The sequence below is a fragment of the Variovorax sp. DAIF25 genome, assembly GCF_050711835.1.
GTDB lineage: Bacteria > Pseudomonadota > Gammaproteobacteria > Burkholderiales > Burkholderiaceae_C > Variovorax.
The window spans coordinates 1,306,543-1,324,030 of the sequence record NZ_CP136636.1 but is presented as its reverse complement, the minus strand read 5'-3'; the positions used below and the strand labels follow the sequence as shown (position 1 = coordinate 1,324,030).

Genomic DNA, 17,488 nt, shown 5'->3' with positions numbered 1-17,488 from the left:
GAAGATTAGTGAGCGGTCCAAAGACTGAAAAGCATTGTTTTCCGCGCGCTCGGTATCTGAAAAACAGATGCTGCATTGCGGCGCATGCCTTGCTACGCTGGAGCCCTTCGATAGCGCGGTATCGGGTTTTCACCAACCCATGCACCGGCTGCCCCGCGTTGCCGATACCGATCCACTCCCCGAAGCCCCGCCATGTCCCTGACCCTTCGCCAGCTCAAGTACTTCTCGGCGGTGGCCGAGGCGGGCCGCATCTCGCACGCGGCGCTGCAGCTCAACATCTCGCAGTCGGCCGTGACCACCGCGATCCGCGAGCTCGAGGAGATGCTGGGCCAGCAGCTGTTCGAGCGCCATCCGCACGGCGTGGAACTGACCAAGGGCGGGCGCCGCTTCCTGAGCCATGCCTACGCGGTGCTGGCCGCGGCCGACGAGGCGCAGCGCATGCCGCACGAGGACGCCGCCGTGCAGGGCGAGCTGACCATCGCCGCGAGCTACACCGTGCTGGGCTACTTCCTGCCGCACCACCTGCAGCGCTTCGAGCAGCTGCATCCGCAGGTCACGCTGAAGGTGCACGAGGTGGCGCGCGAGGCGATCGAGGAAGGGCTGATCACGCGGCGCTACGACCTCGGCGTGGTGCTGACCTCGAACGTGGTGCTGCGCGAGCTCTCGCTCGAGACCTTCTTCGGCTCGCAGCGCCGGCTGTGGGTGCCGGCCAAGCATCCGCTGCTCGACAAGGCCGAGGTCACGCTGGCCGACGTGGCGGCCGAGCCCTACATCATGCTCACGGTCGACGAGGCCGCGGCCACCGCGCTCAAGTACTGGGGCCGCACGCCGCACCAGCCCAAGGTGCGGCTGCGCACCAGCTCGGTGGAGGCGGTGCGCAGCACGGTCGCCAACGGCGGCGGCGTGACGGTGCTGTCGGACATGGTCTACCGCCCGTGGTCGCTCGAGGGCAAGCGCATCGAGACCATCAACCTGCGCGACCCGATCCCCACGATGAACATCGGGCTCGGCTGGAAGCAGGGCGTGGAGTTCTCGCCCGCGATGACGGCGCTGCGCGACTACTTCCGCCAGCTGTTCCTCGATCCCGCGTCGGCGCGGCAGGGGCGCGGGCGCGCCTGACCCCGGCTCGGGCGCTCAGGCGTGCGAGACCTCGGCCTGCGCTTCCTTCGGCAGGTCGACCATCGGCCCGCTGCCGCTGTAGCGGTCGAGCGCGAGGTAGATCGCGGGCGTGATGTAGAGCGTGATCACCTGCGAGAAGATCAGCCCGCCCACCACCGCCACGCCCAGCGGCTGGCGCAGCTCGGCACCGGCGCCCAGGCCCAGCGCGAGCGGCAGCGCGCCCATCAGCGCGGCCAGCGTGGTCATCAGGATCGGGCGGAAGCGCAGCCGGCAGGCCTCGCGGATCGCCTCCACCGGCTGCAGGCCCTCGGTGCGCTGCGCGTCGAGCGCGAAATCGATCATCATGATCGCGTTCTTCTTCACGATGCCGATCAAAAGCAGGATGCCGATGGTCGCGATCAGCGTGAGGTCGAAGCCGAAGATCTTCAGGGAGATCAGCGCGCCCACCGCCGCCGAGGGCAGGCCCGCGAGGATGGTGATCGGATGGATGTAGCTCTCGTAGAGCACGCCCAGCAGCACGTAGATGACCAGCACCGCCAGCACCAGCAGCACGGCCTGGCTGGACTGCGAGCTCTGGAACACCGCGGCATCGCCCCCGTAGGTGGTGATGATCGACTGCGGCATCTTGAGCTCGTCCTTGAAGCGGTCGATCTTGGCGGTGGCGTTGCCCAACGGGACGTCGGGCCCGAGGTTGAACGACACCGTCACCGCCTGCAGCTGGCCCTGGTGGTTGACCGAGGTCGGGCCCACGGTGCGCTCGATGCTCGAGAAGGCCGACAGCGGCACCAGCCGGCCGGTGGTGCTGCGCACCGACAGGCGCGAGACGTCGTCCTCGAACTGCCGGTCGTTGTCGGATGCCGAGAGGATCACCTGGTAGGTGTTGCTGGCCGCGTAGATGCTGCCGATCTGGCGGTCGCCGTAGGCGTTGTAGAGCGCGGTGCGCAGGTCGCCCACGGCCACGCCGAGCACGCCGGCCTTGTCGCGGTCGATCTTCAGCGTGGCCTGCAGGCCGCGGTTCTGCGAGTCGCTGGTGACGTCGCGGAAGTCGGGGTCGGCGCGCATGCGTTCCATCAGCCGCGTGGCCCAGGGCACCATCTCGCCGGCATTCACGCTCTGCAGCGTGTACTGGAAGCGCGCCTTGCTCTGGCGCCCGCCCAGGCGCAGGTTCTGCACCGGCTGCATGTAGACGGCGATGCCGGGAATCTCGCGGAAGCGCTGGCGCAGCGACTCGAGCACCTTGGGCATCTTCGGCCGCTCGCTGCGCGCCTTGAGCACCGCGAACAGCCGGCCCGAGTTCTGCGTGGCCGTGGGACCGCCCACGCCGACGAAGGAGCTCACGTAGTCGACGCTGGGGTCGGCCATCAGCGCGTCGGACACGCGGTCCTGCAGCGCCTTCATGGCGGTGAAGGAGATGTCCTCGGCGGCCTCGGTCGTGATCTGGATCTGGCCGATGTCCTCCTCGGGGAAGAAGCCCTTGGGGATCGTGATGAACAGCCAGGCCGTGACCACGAAGGTGGCGCCGGCCATCAGCAGCATCAGCCCGCGGTGCGCCAGGGTCCAGTCGAGCGTGCGCATGTAGCTGCCGTGCACCCAGCGGTAGCCGCGCTCGAAGGCGCGGCCGATCGCGGTGCCGGGCTCGGGATGCTCCTCTTCATGGTCGTGGCGCGCGCCGCCCTCGGGCCGCGGCACCTGCTTGAGCAGCCGGCTCGCGAGCATCGGCACCAGGGTCAGCGAGACGATCGCCGACACCAGCACCGCCAGCGCCACCACCACCGCGAACTCGTGGAACAAGAGGCCGATCACGCCCGGCATGAAGAAGATCGGGATGAACACCGCCACCAGCGAGATCGAGATCGAGACGATGGTGAAGCCCACCTCGCGCGCGCCGCGCAGCGAGGCGGCCAGCGGGTCCATGCCCTTCTCGACGTAGCGCATGATGTTCTCGAGCACCACGATCGCGTCGTCCACCACCAGGCCCACGGCCAGCGTGATGCCCAAGAGCGAGACGTTGTCGAGGCTGTAGCCGAAGGCATAGAGCAGCGCCACCGCGCCGATCAGCGAGATCGGGATGGTGGCCGCGGGGATCAGCGTGGCGACCAGCCGGTGCAGGAACAGGAAGATCACCAGCACCACCAGCGCGATGGTGCCCAGCAGGGTGAGCTGCACGTCGTGCACGGCCTCGCGGATCGACAGCGAGCGGTCGTTGACCATCTGGATCTCGACCGACTGCGGCAGCTCGGCCTTGAAGCGCGGGATCAGCGCGCGCACCGCGTCGACCACCTGCACCGTGTTGGCGTTGGGCTGGCGCTGCACGGCCAGCGAGATCGAGCTCTGGCCGTTGAAGCTGCTGGCGGTCTTGACCGACTCGAAGCTGTCCTCGATGGTCGCGACCTCGTCGAGCCGCACCGGCGCGCCGTTGCGCTGGCCGACGATCAGCTTGGCGAAGTCGGCCGCACGCGTGAGCTGCTGGTTGGCCTGGATGGTGAGCGTCTGGCGCGGGCCGTCGAGCACGCCGACCGGCGTGTTGGCATTGGCCGAGTTGACCGCGCGCGCGAGCTCGTCGAGCGTGATGTTGCGCGCGTTGAGCAGGTCGGCATTGGCCTTGATGCGCACCGCGAAGGCCTTGCGGCCGTACACGCCCACCTGCGCCACGCCGTCGATGGTCGAGAGCGTGGGCGAGATCAGGTTCTCGGCGTAGTCGTTGAGCTCCGAGGGATTCATCGACGGCGAGATCAGCGCGATGAACAGCACCGGCGCATCGGCCGGGTTGACCTTGCGGTACGAGGGCAGCTGCGTGAGCTCCTGCGGCAGCTGGCGCTGCGCGCGCAGCAACGCGGCCTGCACGTCGACCGCGGCGGCGTCGATGTCGCGGCTGCTGACGAACTCGAGCGTGAGCGAGGTCACGCCCTGGGTGTTGACCGAGCTGATGGTCTGCAGGCCCGGGATGGTCGAGAACTGCTTCTCGAGCGGCAGCGCGACCGAACTCGCCATGGTGTCGGGGCTGGCGCCCGGCAGCTGCGCATTGACGTTGATGACGGGCGTGTTGTAGCTGGGCAGCGCCGCGACCGGGATGCTGAAGTAGGCGAAGATGCCCACCACCACGACGGCCGCGGACAGCAGCACCGTCATCGCGGGACGGCGGATGCACAGCTCTGAAATGTTCATGCGCGTTCCCGCTGGACCGAGCGGATGTCGACGCCATCGGACGACGCCGCGCTGCCTGGCGTCACGCCCGTGGTCCCGCCGGGCGCGGCCGGGGTCGCGGGCGCGTCGCCGCGCGGCTTGTCGTCGATGCGCACCTTGCCGTTGGGCCGCACGTTCTGGCTGCCCTCGATCACGACCTGCTCGCCGGGCTCGACGCCGCTGACCGCGACCCTGGTGCCGAAGGTGTGCAGCGTCTTCACCTTGCGGCGGCTCGCGTTGCGCTCCTTGTCGACCACGTAGAGCGAGGTGCCCTCGGGCAGCATCATCAGCGCCGCCGCCGGCACCACCGTGACGCCCTCGAGCGTGCGCACCGTGATGCGGGTGCCGACGAACTGGCCGGGCCACAGGCTCTGGTCGGCGTTGTCGAACACGGCCTTGGCGCGCACGGTGCCGATCTGCGGATCGACCGTGTTGTCGACGAAGTTGAGCGTGCCCTGCAGCGTGTCCTTGCGGCCCGTGACCACGGCCTCGACGCGCGAGCGCGTGCGCGCGGCGGCCAGCAGGTCCTGCAGGTTGGCCTCGGGCACGGGGAAGCTCACGGCGATCGGGTCGAGCTGGGTGACCGTGACCAGCGACAGCGTGGGCTGCACCAGCGTGCCCGGGTAGATGTTGACGGCGCCGATGCGGCCCGCGATCGGCGCATGCAGCTTGGTGTAGCTCAGCGCCACCTGGGCCGACTGCACCGCGGCGCGGTCGGCCGCGACCGCCGCGCGCTGCGCCTCGAGCTGCGACAGCGTGGCATCGGTCGCGCTCTTGGAGATGAAGTTCTGCGCCAGCAATTCCTGGCTGCGCTTGTACTGGCGCTCGAGGTCGGCCAGCGTGGCCTCGTCGCGCTTCTGCTGGGCCTGGGCGCGCGCCAGGTTGGCCTGGTCGTTGCGGTCGTCGAGCGTGAAGAGCAACTGCCCCTGCTTCACGAACTGGCCTTCCTTCACGTGCACCACGTCGACCGTGTTGGTCACCTGCGGTCGCAGGTCCACGCTGTTGAGCGAGACCACGCTGCCGTTGACCTGCACCGTGACCGGCACGTCCTGGCGCACGGCGGTGGCGAGCGTGACCAGCGCGGTCGGCGCGGCGGCCGGCCCCTTGGCGCTCTTCGCCGCGGCGCGCTCGCCCGAGCCGCTCCACCACCATCCCGCGGCGGCGACGATCGACACGCCCACGAGGGCGATGACTGCGTTCTTCTTCATGGGTTTTTGTGCACTTTGGGCTGACAGCGGCTATTGGATCGCGGGGGGTTCCGAGTGTCCATCCGCACCGTAAAGAAAAGTAAAGGCCAGGGCGCCGCGCCCGGTAAAAACGGTCGGGATAAGCACCGATGGACAGGCACCCCGCTCGCTAGAATCCCCGCTCCACAGCCTCTGGATGAACCCCATGAACCGCTGCAAGACACCCACGAACGCTCTTCATTTCATAGCAGCCTGCGCAACGCTGGCAGCCACTTCCAGCTTCTTCCCGCTCCAGGCCAGCGCGCAGGACGCGGTGCCCCGGCCGCAGACCCAGAACGAATCGCTGGTCGGCGGGCGCAATTTCCCGGTCGGCACCCTGCGCGGCAAGTTCCGCGTGATCGACGGCAACGACGTGATGCTCGACGGCCGCGCCGACCGGCTCGCGCCCGGCGCGCGCATCCGCAGCGGCCAGAACATGCTGGTGATGAGCGGCGCGATCACGGGGCAGAACCTGCTGGTCAACTACACGCGCGATGCCGCCGGCATGCTGCGCGAGGTCTGGATCCTCACGCCCGACGAAGCCACCGCCAGCCGCGAATCGCTGAACAAGCCCTTCCTCAACATCTGGCCGTTCGTGCAGAACGACACGGTCAACACGCAGTAGGTATCTCGCCGGCGGCCCTCGGCCGCACCGGCATTCCTTTCGCGGACACGCCCCGCCGCTTTCGCCACGAAAGCCCCGTGTCCGCCCGGCCCTCCGCAAGACGAGGGCCCCTCCTATATAGAAGAGCTCCCCATGACCGCCAAGAAAGTCTTCATCAAAACCTTCGGCTGCCAGATGAACGAGTACGACTCGGACAAGATGGCCGACGTGCTCCATGCCGCGCAGGGCTACGAGCCGACGCAGAACGTCGACGAGGCCGACCTGATCCTGTTCAACACCTGCTCGGTGCGCGAGAAGGCGCAGGAAAAAGTGTTCTCCGACCTGGGCCGCGTCAAGCACCTGAAGGCGCGCGGCGTGAAGATCGGCGTCGGCGGCTGCGTGGCCAGCCAGGAGGGCAACGCCATCATCGCGCGCGCGCCCTACGTCGACATCGTGTTCGGCCCGCAGACCCTGCACCGGCTGCCCGAGATGCTGGCCGAGCGCGAGCGGCTCGACCGGCCGCAGGTGGACATCAGCTTTCCCGAGATCGAGAAGTTCGACCACCTGCCGCCCGCGCGCGTGGAAGGCGCCACCGCCTTCGTGTCGATCATGGAAGGCTGCTCCAAGTACTGCAGCTACTGCGTGGTGCCCTACACGCGCGGCGAGGAGGTCAACCGGCCGCTCGACGACGTGCTGGTCGAGATCGCCGGCCTGGCCGACCAGGGCGTGCGCGAGGTCACGCTGCTGGGCCAGAACGTCAATGCCTACCGCGGCCGCATGGGCGACACGGCCGAGATCGCCGACTTCGCGCTGCTGATCGAGTACGTGGCCGAGATCCCCGGCATCGAGCGCATCCGCTACACCACCAGCCATCCGAACGAATTCACGCCGCGGCTGATCGAGGCCTATGCCAAGGTGCCGCAGCTCGTGAGCCACCTGCACCTGCCGGTGCAGCACGGCAGCGACCGCATCCTGATGGCGATGAAGCGCGGCTACACCGCCATGGAATACAAGAGCACGGTGCGCAAGCTGCGCGCGATCCGGCCCGAGCTCGCGCTGTCGAGCGACTTCATCGTCGGCTTCCCCGGCGAGACCGAGGCCGACTTCGACAAGATGATGAAGCTGATCGACGACTGCCAGTTCGACGCCAGCTTCAGCTTCATCTTCAGCCCGCGCCCCGGCACGCCGGCCGCCGCGCTGCACGACGACACGCCGCACGAGGTCAAGCTGGCGCGGCTGCAGAAGCTGCAGGCCGTGATCGACGGCAACGTGAAGCGCTTCGGCGAGGCGCTGGTGGGCAGCACCCAGCGCGTGCTGGTGGAAGGCGCCTCGCGCCGCGACGCGAGCGAACTCATGGGCCGCACGGCCTGCAACCGGGTCGTCAACTTCGAGGGCGACGCGCGGCTCGTGGGCCAGATGACCGACCTGCGCATCACGCGCTCGCTGGCCTACACGCTGCGCGGCGAAGTGCCCACGCGCGAGAGCGCGTCCGCCGCCGGGGCGCTCGCCTGATGGCGAAGCGATCGATACGGGGCTCGTTCCAGCAGCTCCTGCTGTTCGCCTTCCTGCTGATCACCGCGCTGCTGGTGGGCGTGGCGCTGCGCTCGGTGCTGCAGTACGACACGCTAATGACGCAAAGCCGCGACGCCGCGGCGCGCGCGCTGCGGCTGTCGGGCGCGGCCCAGTCGCTGGCCGAGCGCAGCGCGGCGATGGAGCGCGCCGGGCGCCAGTCGCTGGTGCTCAACGACTCGGTGCTGCGGCGCCGCTTCGACGATGCCGCGCGCGAGGCCCACGGCGTGCTCGAGCGGCTCGAGAAGAACGGCCTGGCGCCCGCCAGCACCGAGGCCTGGCGCACCCAGCTCGGCGTGATCGAGGGCCTGATGAGCGGCAATGCCGACAGCGCGCTGCAGCGCGAGAGCACGATGGCGATGCAGTTCCGCGACCTCGACGCGCTCAACACCAACATCGCACAGCAGGCCCAGTTCCTGATCGAGATGCAGAACGACGCACTGGCCAAGCGCATCGAGAACGCGCGCCGCCGGCTGATGCGCGAGGTGGTCGCGGCCAGCGTGCTCGCGGTGTCGCTGGCGCTGGCCTTCGGCATCTGGCTGGCGCGGCCTTTCAAGCGGCTCGAGCACGCCATCGTCGGCCTGGGCCAGAACCGGCTCGACGAGCCGATCGACATCCGCGGCCCGGCCGACGTGCGGCGCGTGTCGCAGCAGCTCGAGTGGCTGCGGCTGCGGCTGACCGAGCTCGACGCCGACAAGGCGCGCTTCCTGCGCCACGTCTCGCACGAACTGAAGACGCCGCTGGCGGCGCTGCGCGAGGGCGTGTCGCTGCTGGAGGACGGCGTGACCGGCGCGCTGAACCCGGCGCAGCTCGAGGTGGCGCAGATCCTGAACCAGAACACGGTGGCGCTGCAGGGCCAGATCGAGGCGCTGCTGCGCTTCAACGCGGCCGCCTTCGAGGCGCGCGAGCTGCGCCGCGAGCGCACCGAGCTGCTGCCGCTGATCGAGGAGCAGATCGAGTCGCAGCGGCTGCAGTGGCAGGCCCACGGCCTCACGGTGCGCGCCGAGGGCGAGCGCATCGCGCTCACGGTCGACCGCACCAAGCTCGGCACCGCGATCGCCAACCTGCTGTCGAACGCGATCCGCTTCTCGGCGCGCGGCGGCACCATCACGCTGGTGGTCTCGGGCACGCCCGAGGCGGTGCGCATCGACGTCAACGACGCCGGCCCGGGCATCGCCGAGGGCGACCGCGACCGCATCTTCGAGCCCTTCTACCGCGGCGAACGCCAACCGGAGCATGCGGTCAAGGGCACGGGCATCGGACTTTCCATCGTGCAGGAGTACATTGCAGCCCATGGGGGCCGCATCGCCCTGCTGCCCGAGGGGCCCGGCGCGCGTTTCCGCATCGAGCTGCCGCGCACGGCCTGAGCTTCCCGGCGCCCCCACATCCCCGTAGCCATCGCCAACGCCCCGCGTCGTCCTTCTTCGTCCATGTCTTTTTCGTCCGTACGCCCCTCCACCGCCACCCGCGCACTGGCTGCGCTGGCCGCGCCGTGGCTCCTGCTGCTGGTCGCCTGCAGCGCGCCGCCCAAGCCGCCCGCGGAAGCCGATGCGCTGCCGCCGCCGCCGGTGCTGCCGCGCGTGATGCCGGTCGAGGCCGAGCCGAAGGCACCGGCCACCCAGCCGGCCTCGCTGTTCACGCTGATGACCCAGGGCCCGGTGGCCGCCGTGCTGGCCTACGCCGACAAGATGCGCCCGCTCAGCGGCGCCGAACTGAGCGCCGAGATCCAGCGCCTGGGCGACCCCGGCGACGCGCCCACGGCGCAGATGCACCTCGCGATCCTGCTGTCGCAGACCCGCGTGCCGGCCGACCTGGCGCGCGCGCTGGGCCTGCTGCAGCGCGTGATCGCCAACCCCGCGCCCGAGGCCCAGCCGCTGCAGCCGCTGGCACGCGCGCTGGCCGCGCGCTACATCGAGCAGCGCCGCGTCGAGGACGACCGCGACAAGCAGGTGCAGCAGCTGCGCGACAGCCAGCGCCGCATCGACCAGCTCAACGACCGCATCGAAGCGCTGCGCGCCATCGAGCGCAGCTTCGCGCGGCCCAACACGCCCGCGGCACCGGCCTCGGCACCGAACGGAAGCAGGTCCACCCCATGAGTACTTCGGGCGCCCGCCTCCTGGTCGTCGACGACGATCCGGACATGCTGCGGCTGCTGTCGATGCGGCTGAGCTCGGCGGGCTACCAGGTCACGGCCGTGACCTCGGCCGAGACGGCGCTCACGCAGCTCGAGATCGAGCATCCGCAGCTGGTGCTCAGCGACGTGCGCCTGCCCGGGCGCGACGGCCTGGCGCTGTTCGACGAGATCCGCAAGCGCCATCCCTCGCTGCCGGTGATCCTGCTGACCGCGCACGGCACCATCCCCGACGCGGTGGAAGCCACCGCGCGCGGCGTCTTCACCTACCTGACCAAGCCCTACGACGGGCGCGAACTGCTCGACAAGATCGCCCAGGCACTCGCGCTGGGCGCGCCGGCCACGGTGCCGAGCAAGACCGGCGACGACAGCTGGCGCGTCGACATCGTGAGCCGCAGCAACCGCATGGCCGAGCTGCTGGCCGAGGCGCGCATGGTCGCCAAGTCAGACGCCTCGGTGCTGCTGCGCGGCGACTCGGGCGCCGGCAAGGAAATGCTGGCGCGCGCCATCCACAAGGCCAGCGCGCGCGCCGACAAGCCCTTCGTGGCGGTCAACTGCGGCGCCATCCCCGAGGCGCTGCTCGAGTCCGAGCTGTTCGGCCACATGAAGGGCGCCTTCACCGACGCCCACGCCAACCACAAGGGCCTGTTCCAGCAGGCCGACGGCGGCACCCTGCTGCTCGACGAGATCGGCGACATGCCGCCCGCGCTGCAGGTCAAGCTGCTGCGCGTGCTGCAGGAGCGCGCGGTGCGCCCGCTGGGCGCCAGCCAGTCGATCGAGGTCGACGTGCGCATCATCTCGGCCACCCACCGCGACCTCGATGCCGCGATGGAAGCGGGCCAGTTCCGCGAGGACCTCTATTACCGGCTCAACGTGGTGACGCTCACGCTGCCGCCGCTGTCGGCGCGCCGCGAGGACATCCCGCTGCTGGCCAACCACTTCCTGCAGAAGCTCTCGACCAAGTACGGCAAGCGGCTGTCGGGCTTCGCGCCCGAGGCGCTGAAGGCGCTGACCACCGCGGCCTGGCCCGGCAACGTGCGCCAGCTCTACAACGTGGTCGAGCAGGTCTGCGCGCTGTCGAGCTCGCCGCTGATCCCGCTGGCGCTGGTGCAGCGCGCGCTGCGCGTGCCGACGGTGGAGGTCCAGACCTATGCCGAGGCCAAGCAGCGCTTCGAGCGCGAATACCTGGTCGGCCTGCTGAAGCTGACCGACGGCAACGTCGCCGACGCGGCCCGCCTGGCCGACCGAAACCGCACCGAGTTCTACCGCCTGCTGCAGAAGCACGAGCTCACGCCGGGCCACTTCAAGGCCGACGCTGTCGCTCCGGGTGGCGAGGGTGTCGCTGACGAGCGACGCCCCTAAGTCGTTGATTCATATGGGTGTTTTTCGGCAGGCCGGTGAGCTTGTCGGGATTCGGCGACAAAAACGGGGGTTTTGAGGCCCTTTTCGCCCTCCGGCCCCCGGAAATTCCGGCCGGAGCGGCCCAAGTGCTTGATTCCAAAGCACTTTTCCATGCTGGCACAGGGTTTGCCCCTGTAGTGGCATGACAGCATTCAACAGCCCATCTTTCGCACTGCGTCCGCAGCGCGACGGCCTGCGTCAAAAGCAGTTTTCCGCCTCGCGGCCCCGTGCCGCGGGCCATTCGCCAGCCGCGCTCGCCAGCGCCGGCGGCGTCGCGACGGATTGCGTCTTCAAGCGCTTTCCGGCCATTGGCGACACCTCCTCCTCCCTCGACAAGCAACGTTGGTAAACACCATGAAGCCGAACGACTTCTCCCAACTCAATGTCCTGGCCGATTCCGACTTCTCGCGCCGCAGCCCGGTGCGTGAGGAACGCCATCCCAACGCCGTCACCGCGCCCCCGGTCAACCGCGGCTCGATGACGCCCCGCCCCTGGCGCGGCTTCTGGAACAGCATCGGCACCGCCTTGCTGGTCCGCCTGGGTGCTGGCGGCAAGCGCGAAAGCGCCCCGGCCGAAGCCAAGCAGCCGTGGCAGCGCGCCGCCTCGCAGCGCCGCCTGGCCTTCATGCTGCTGACCGTGCTGAGCACCGTGGTCGCTTCCACGCTGTTCGCGGGCGTGCAGCCCGACTACGACAACGTCTGGCTCGAATACGGCCAGATCGGCCTCTACGGCCTGCTCTCGGGCTGGGTCGTGACCGGCTTCGTGACCGCCCTCATGGGCTTCTACGTCTCGGTGCGCGGCGACAAGCATGCGCTCTCGGTCAAGCAGGTGGCCAACCACCCGATGAACCCCGAGGCCCGCACTGCGATCATCATGCCGATCTGCAACGAGGACGTGGCCACCGTGTTCGCCGGCCTGCGCGCCACCTGCGAATCGGTCGCGGCCACCGGCCACGCCAAGCAGTTCGACGTGTTCGTGCTCTCCGACAGCTACAACCCCGAGACCGCCGCCGCCGAGCGCGCCGCCTGGGAAGACCTGCGCGCCGCGCTGGCCGACAGCCCGAACCAGCCGCAGGTCGAGGTCTACTACCGCCTGCGCACCCGCCGCACGCACCGCAAGGCCGGCAACGTGGCCGACTTCTGCCGCCGCTGGGGCAAGGACTACCGCTACATGGTCGTGCTCGACGCCGACTCCGTGATGAGCGGCGACTGCCTGACCTCGATGGTCAAGCTGATGGAAGCCAACCCGAGCGCCGGCATCATCCAGACCGCGACGCAGGCCATCGGCCACGTGACGCTGCATGCCCGCGCCCAACAATTCGCTTCCCGCGTGACGGGCCGCCTGTTCACGCTGGGCATGCAGTTCTGGCAACTGGGCGAATCGCACTACTGGGGCCACAACGCGATCATCCGCGTCGAGCCCTTCATGAAGCATTGCGCGCTGGCCCCGATCAAGGGCACCGGCGGCATGTCGGGCGGCATCATGTCGCACGACTTCGTCGAAGCCGCGCTGATGCGCCGTGCCGGCTACAACGTGTGGCTGGTGTCCGACCTGGTCGGCAGCTACGAACAGCAACCGCCGGACCTGCTGGCCGAGCTGCAGCGCGACCGCCGCTGGTGCCAGGGCAACCTGCAGAACGCCCGCCTGATGGCCGAGCCCGGCATCCACTCGGTGCACCGCGCGATGTTCGTGACCGGCACCATGGCCTACGTTTCCGCACCGCTGTGGCTCGCGTTCCTGACGCTGGGCACCGCGCTGTGGCTCAGCGGTTCCAGCCTGATCTCGAGCTGGAGCGTGCTGCCGGCCGAACTCGCCGGCCTCTGGATCTGGACCCTGTGCCTGCTGTTCCTGCCGCGCGTGCTCGGCATCGTTGCCGTGCTGATGCGCGGCGAGCAACGCCAGTTCGGCGGCCTGTGGGGCCTGATCAAGAGCTCGGTGATGGAAAGCGGTCTCGCGATCGTGCAGGCACCGGTGCGCATGCTGGCCCACTCGCTGTTCGTGCTGGTCGCCCTCACCGGCATCAAGCTCGACTGGAAGTCGCCCCCGCGCGAAGCCGCCGCCGTGCCGTGGAAGGTCGCTGCCTCGCAGCTGGCCCCCATGACGCTGGTGATCGCACTGCTGGCCGTCGGCGTCGCGATGATCGACCCGAGCGCCCTGATGTGGCTCATGCCGGTCGGCCTGCCGCTGCTGCTGGCGATCCCGCTGACCGTGCTGACCAGCCAGATCGCGCTGGGCACCACGCTGCGCGACCGTGGCTTCCTGCTGATCCCCGAGGAATCGCGTTCGCCGGCCGTGCTGCGCCGCGCCTGGATGCATGCGCTGCGCCTCTCGCGCCCCGCGGCACTGGCCACCGCCTGACGCGCGCACGCCACACGCCTCGCACGAAGCCGGCCCCGAGGGGCCGGCTTTTTTCATGGCGCGCCTAGAATCGCGCCTTCCTTTTTTCCACCCACGGATCCTCTCGATCCCCTGGAGCGCCAAGTGCCCCGATTCGCCGTCACCACCCTCTGACGCCGACAACACCACTTCACTGGTCATGTCGGGCGCCAAGCTGCGCATCCGCTGACCGGACACGGCCCTTCGCTGGAAACGGCGGCCGTCGAAGTCGCTCCCGATCCCTCTCAGCTTCGCTCCCGCACGTTGTCGGTTCTTCCTGGTTTCCATCCGGAGAACAAACGTGTTTCCCCTTTCTTCTTCCCTCTCGTCGCTGCCGCTGCTGAAGTACCCGCGGACCGCGCACCTCGAAGGCTCGCGGCTGCAGCCCGGCGACAGCGACGACGGCCAGACGCCGTTGGCGGCGCTGCACGGACTGCACGTGGTCATCGAGGAAAAGCTCGATGGCGCGAACGCCGCCGTGTCGTTCAGCGCGGCCGGCGAGCTGCTGCTGCAGTCGCGCGGCCACTACCTCGCGGGCGGTGCCGGCGAGCGCCAGTTCAACCTGTTCAAGCACTGGGCCGCCACGCACGAGGCGGCGCTGCTCGAACGGCTCGAGGACCGCTACGTGATGTACGGCGAATGGTGCTTCGCCAAGCACAGCTGCTGGTACGACCGGCTGCCGGCCTTCTTCCTGGAGTTCGATCTCTACGACCGCCAGGCGCAGCGCTTTCTCTCGACGCCGGCGCGGCAGGCGCTGCTCGCGGGCGGCCCGGTGCTGTCGGTGCCGGTGCTCTACGAGGGCGCGATGCCACGCCAGCCGAAGGCCCTGCGTTCGCTCGTGCGGCCCTCGCTCGCGCGCAGCACCGGCTGGCGCTCGGCCTTCGAACAGGCCGTGGCCGACGAAGGCCAGCCGCTCGCGCTGGCGCGGCAGCAGACCGACCTGTCGGACCTGGCGGAGGGCCTGTACCTCAAGACCGAGTCGGACGGCCAGGTGACGGGCCGCTACAAGTGGGTGCGCCCGGACTTCGTCCAGACCATCCTCGACTCGGGCTCGCACCACAGCCGCCGACCGCTGCTGCCGAACCGGCTGGCGCCGGGCGCGGACCTCCATGCGCCGGTGCCGCCGCTCGGCTGGCACGACCTGGGACTGCGCACGCTGCGCGATCCCGCCGAACTCACGACCACCGGGAGGCCGCGATGACTTTCGACGAACTTCGCACGCTGGTGCCCGCGCCCGGAGAGGGCGCCGACTGGGCGCGCTGCTGCGAACTGTTGCCGGGCCTGCTGCGCCTCGAGGAGACGCCGCAGGATCCGTACTACCACGCCGAGGGCAACGTCGGCCTCCACACACGCATGGTGCTCGATGCGCTGCTGCAGGACGACCACTACCGGCGCGCCGATGCCGACGGCCGCTTCGTGCTGTTCATGGCCTGCCTGCTGCACGACATCGCCAAGCCCGACACCACGGTGATCGACGCGGCCAGCGGCCGCATCGGCCAGCCCGGCCACTCGCGCCGCGGCGCGGTCGACGTGCGCGTGCTGATGTGGAAGGCACGCGTGCCCTTCGCGCTGCGCGAGGCCGTGTGCCGGATCGTCGCGGTGCATCAGTTGCCGTTCCATGCCTTCGCCTCGCGCAAGGGCGAGCGGCCCGAGCGGCTGGTGCATCGGCTGTCGTGGGAACTGAGCCTGCCCGACCTCTGCTGCGTGGCGCGCTGCGACATGCTGGGACGGCACTACGAGAAGCGCTCCGACAGCCTGGCCGACATCGCGCTGTTCGAGCAGCTCGCGCAGGAGGAAGGCTGCTGGGACGGCCCGCGGCAGATGGTCGATGCCCACACGCGCCTGGCCTACTTCCGCGGCGCCGACACCAGCCCCGACTACCCGCTGTTCCAGAACCCGGGCTCGCGCGTGACGGTGATGTGCGGCCTGCCCGCGAGCGGCAAGAACCACTGGGTGGCGCGGCAGCGCAAGGGCTGGCCGGTCGTGTCCTTCGACGATGCGCGCGCCGGGCTGGGCCTGAAGCACGGCGAGAACGACGGGCTCGCCGCGCACCACGCGGTCGACCAGGCGAAGGCGCTGCTGCGCAGGCAGGAACACTTCGTCTGGAACGCCACCCACCTGAGCCAGCAGATGCGCACCAAGACGCTGGACCTGCTGTGGGCCTACCACGCCCGGATCGAGCTGGTGTACCTCGAGGTGCCGCATGCCGAGCTGATGCGCCGCAACCGCGAGCGCGACACGACGCTGTCGAACGCGGGCATCGAGCGCATGCTGCACCGCTGGGAGCTGCCGACGCCGATCGAGGCGCATGCGACGGTCTACGAGGTGCAGACCTGAAGACGACGAAGCCCGCCGGGTCATCCCCGGCGGGCTTCGTCCATCTCTCTATATATGTACGCGGCTCAGAACGGCAGCTTCGGACCGCCGGGACCACCCATCCCGCCCATGCCCTTCATGCCGCCCATCTTCTTCATCATCTTCATGAGGCCGCCGCCCTTCATCTTCTTCATCATCCCCTGCATCTGCTCGAACTCGTTGAGCAGGCGGTTCACTTCCTGAACCTGCACGCCCGCGCCGGCCGCGATGCGGCGCTTGCGCGTGGCCTTGAGCAGCTCGGGCTTGCGGCGCTCCAGCGGCGTCATGCTCTGGATGATCCCTTCCTTGCGGCGGATGTCGCGCTCGGCGCGCGTCATGTCGGCCTCGCTGGCCTTGGCCGCCATCTGGGTGGGCAGCTTGTCCATCAGGCTCGAGAGACCGCCCATCTGCTTCATCTGCTGCAGCTGGCCGAGGAAGTCGTTGAGGTCGAAGCCCGCGCCGCTCTTGACCTTGGCCGCGAGCTTCTGCGCCGCCGCCACGTCGACGCCGGCCGTGACCTGCTCGACCAGCGCGACGATGTCGCCCATGCCCAGGATGCGGCCCGCATGGCGCTCGGCGTCGAACACCTCGAGGCCGTCGATCTTCTCGCTCACGCCCGCGAACTTGATCGGCACGCCCGTGACCTGGCGCACCGACAGCGCCGCGCCGCCGCGCGAATCGCCGTCGGTCTTGGTCAGGATGATGCCGGTGAGCGGCAGCGCCTCCTTGAAGGCGCGCGCCGTGTTGATCGCGTCCTGGCCCTGCATGGCATCGACCACGAACAGGGTCTCGACCGGGTTCAGCGCACCGTGCAGTTGCTGGATCTCGGCCATCAGCACCTCGTCGATCGCGAGCCGGCCGGCCGTGTCGACCAGCAGCACGTCGAAAAAGTGGCGCTTGGCGTGGTCGAGCGCGGCGCGCGCGATGTCCAGCGGCTTCTGGTCGGGCGTGCTCGGGAACCATTCGGCGCCGGCCTGCTTGGTGACGGTCTTGAGCTGCTCGATGGCGGCGGGCCGGTAGACGTCGCCCGAGACCGTGAGCACCTTCTTCTTGCGCTTCTCGATCAGGTGCTTGGCGAGCTTGGCGGTGGTGGTGGTCTTGCCGGCGCCCTGCAGGCCGGCCATGAGGATCACCGCCGGCGGCTGGGCCGCGAGGTTGATGTCCGAGACGCCCTCGCCCATGGTGGCGGCGAGCTCGCGGTTGACGATGCCCACCAGCGCCTGGCCCGGCTTGAGCGAGCCCAGCACTTCCTGGCCGAGCGCCTTTTCCTTCACGCGGGCGACGAAGTCGCGCACCACGGGCAGCGCCACGTCGGCTTCGAGCAGCGCCATGCGCACTTCGCGCAGCATGTCCTGCACGTTGCTTTCGGTGATGCGCGCCTGGCCGCTCATCGTCTTGACGAGGCGGGAGAATTTTTCGGTGAGAGCGCTGGCCATGGAGGGGATGCCTTGCTTGCTGCCCCGCTGCGGCGGGACGGATGGGAGAAGTCGCGGGAGACGGGTAGGAGGGAAGCTGGCGCGCGGC

The 17,488-nt window shown here is 69.4% G+C and carries 13 protein-coding genes; 10 read left to right on the top strand and 3 right to left on the bottom strand.

Going from position 1 to position 17,488, the window contains the following annotated elements:
* The first annotated feature begins 192 nt into the window (after positions 1 to 192).
* Positions 193 to 1,119 carry a LysR family transcriptional regulator gene (locus R0232_RS05975; protein ID WP_057591119.1) on the top strand — a complete coding sequence of 309 codons (927 nt, stop codon included), beginning with the start codon at positions 193 to 195 and terminating at the stop codon, positions 1,117 to 1,119.
* 15 nt (positions 1,120 to 1,134) lie between these two features.
* Here the strand turns inward: R0232_RS05975 and R0232_RS05970 are convergent, their stop codons facing one another.
* On the bottom strand, positions 1,135 to 4,284 hold the full coding sequence (locus R0232_RS05970; protein ID WP_093353495.1) for an efflux RND transporter permease subunit: 3,150 nt from the start codon (positions 4,282 to 4,284) through the stop codon (positions 1,135 to 1,137).
* Positions 4,281 to 5,510, bottom strand: coding sequence for an efflux RND transporter periplasmic adaptor subunit (locus tag R0232_RS05965; protein WP_431511524.1), 1,230 nt, complete (start codon positions 5,508 to 5,510; stop codon positions 4,281 to 4,283). The genes R0232_RS05970 and R0232_RS05965 overlap by 4 nt, the downstream gene beginning before the upstream one ends.
* 184 nt (positions 5,511 to 5,694) lie before the next feature.
* On the opposite strand from R0232_RS05965, the gene R0232_RS05960 reads away from it, so the two are divergent.
* The 9 genes from R0232_RS05960 to R0232_RS05920 all read left to right on the top strand — a co-directional run bounded on the left by R0232_RS05960 (position 5,695) and on the right by R0232_RS05920 (position 15,946).
* A complete protein-coding gene (locus R0232_RS05960) occupies positions 5,695 to 6,153 on the top strand; it encodes a hypothetical protein (RefSeq protein WP_093353702.1) in 459 nt (152 codons plus the stop codon).
* A gap of 132 nt (positions 6,154 to 6,285) precedes the next feature.
* Positions 6,286 to 7,644 carry a tRNA (N6-isopentenyl adenosine(37)-C2)-methylthiotransferase MiaB gene (gene miaB, locus R0232_RS05955; protein ID WP_296741823.1) on the top strand — a complete coding sequence of 453 codons (1,359 nt, stop codon included), beginning with the start codon at positions 6,286 to 6,288 and terminating at the stop codon, positions 7,642 to 7,644.
* Positions 7,644 to 9,068, top strand: coding sequence for a sensor histidine kinase (locus tag R0232_RS05950; protein WP_093353484.1), 1,425 nt, complete (start codon positions 7,644 to 7,646; stop codon positions 9,066 to 9,068). Before miaB ends, R0232_RS05950 begins: the two co-directional genes overlap by 1 nt.
* Positions 9,069 to 9,131: 63 nt before the next feature.
* A complete protein-coding gene (locus R0232_RS05945) occupies positions 9,132 to 9,797 on the top strand; it encodes a hypothetical protein (protein ID WP_431511523.1) in 666 nt (221 codons plus the stop codon).
* The gene (locus tag R0232_RS05940; protein WP_093353476.1) at positions 9,794 to 11,194 is read left to right on the top strand and encodes a sigma 54-interacting transcriptional regulator; all 1,401 of its coding nucleotides are present in this window, start codon (positions 9,794 to 9,796) and stop codon (positions 11,192 to 11,194) included. The genes R0232_RS05945 and R0232_RS05940 overlap by 4 nt, the downstream gene beginning before the upstream one ends.
* Positions 11,195 to 11,375: 181 nt before the next feature.
* Positions 11,376 to 11,582, top strand: coding sequence for a hypothetical protein (locus R0232_RS05935; RefSeq protein ID WP_057591126.1), 207 nt, complete (start codon positions 11,376 to 11,378; stop codon positions 11,580 to 11,582).
* Positions 11,583 to 11,587: 5 nt separating this feature from the next.
* A complete protein-coding gene (mdoH, locus tag R0232_RS05930; RefSeq protein ID WP_208508245.1) occupies positions 11,588 to 13,591 on the top strand; it encodes a glucans biosynthesis glucosyltransferase MdoH in 2,004 nt (667 codons plus the stop codon).
* Positions 13,592 to 13,910: 319 nt separating this feature from the next.
* Positions 13,911 to 14,810 (top strand): RNA ligase family protein, encoded by a 900-nt coding sequence (locus R0232_RS05925; protein WP_431511522.1) that lies wholly within the window; start codon positions 13,911 to 13,913, stop codon positions 14,808 to 14,810.
* Positions 14,807 to 15,946 (top strand): AAA family ATPase, encoded by a 1,140-nt coding sequence (locus R0232_RS05920; RefSeq protein ID WP_431511521.1) that lies wholly within the window; start codon positions 14,807 to 14,809, stop codon positions 15,944 to 15,946. Before R0232_RS05925 ends, R0232_RS05920 begins: the two co-directional genes overlap by 4 nt.
* A 65-nt stretch (positions 15,947 to 16,011) precedes the next feature.
* Here the strand turns inward: R0232_RS05920 and ffh are convergent, their stop codons facing one another.
* The gene (ffh, locus tag R0232_RS05915) at positions 16,012 to 17,400 is read right to left on the bottom strand and encodes a signal recognition particle protein (protein ID WP_208508242.1); all 1,389 of its coding nucleotides are present in this window, start codon (positions 17,398 to 17,400) and stop codon (positions 16,012 to 16,014) included.
* Positions 17,401 to 17,488 lie beyond the last annotated feature (88 nt).

What these genes read in the sequence shown, in the direction of transcription:
- R0232_RS05975 (WP_057591119.1), top strand. Translation starts at nt 193, where the DNA reads ATGTCCCTGACCCTTCGCCAGCTCAAGTACTTCTCGGCGGTGGCCGAG.
- R0232_RS05970 (WP_093353495.1), bottom strand. Translation starts at nt 4,284, where the DNA reads ATGAACATTTCAGAGCTGTGCATCCGCCGTCCCGCGATGACGGTGCTG.
- R0232_RS05965 (WP_431511524.1), bottom strand. Translation starts at nt 5,510, where the DNA reads ATGAAGAAGAACGCAGTCATCGCCCTCGTGGGCGTGTCGATCGTCGCC.
- R0232_RS05960 (WP_093353702.1), top strand. Translation starts at nt 5,695, where the DNA reads ATGAACCGCTGCAAGACACCCACGAACGCTCTTCATTTCATAGCAGCC.
- miaB (WP_296741823.1), top strand. Translation starts at nt 6,286, where the DNA reads ATGACCGCCAAGAAAGTCTTCATCAAAACCTTCGGCTGCCAGATGAAC.
- R0232_RS05950 (WP_093353484.1), top strand. Translation starts at nt 7,644, where the DNA reads ATGGCGAAGCGATCGATACGGGGCTCGTTCCAGCAGCTCCTGCTGTTC.
- R0232_RS05945 (WP_431511523.1), top strand. Translation starts at nt 9,132, where the DNA reads ATGTCTTTTTCGTCCGTACGCCCCTCCACCGCCACCCGCGCACTGGCT.
- R0232_RS05940 (WP_093353476.1), top strand. Translation starts at nt 9,794, where the DNA reads ATGAGTACTTCGGGCGCCCGCCTCCTGGTCGTCGACGACGATCCGGAC.
- R0232_RS05935 (WP_057591126.1), top strand. Translation starts at nt 11,376, where the DNA reads ATGACAGCATTCAACAGCCCATCTTTCGCACTGCGTCCGCAGCGCGAC.
- mdoH (WP_208508245.1), top strand. Translation starts at nt 11,588, where the DNA reads ATGAAGCCGAACGACTTCTCCCAACTCAATGTCCTGGCCGATTCCGAC.
- R0232_RS05920 (WP_431511521.1), top strand. Translation starts at nt 14,807, where the DNA reads ATGACTTTCGACGAACTTCGCACGCTGGTGCCCGCGCCCGGAGAGGGC.
- ffh (WP_208508242.1), bottom strand. Translation starts at nt 17,400, where the DNA reads ATGGCCAGCGCTCTCACCGAAAAATTCTCCCGCCTCGTCAAGACGATG.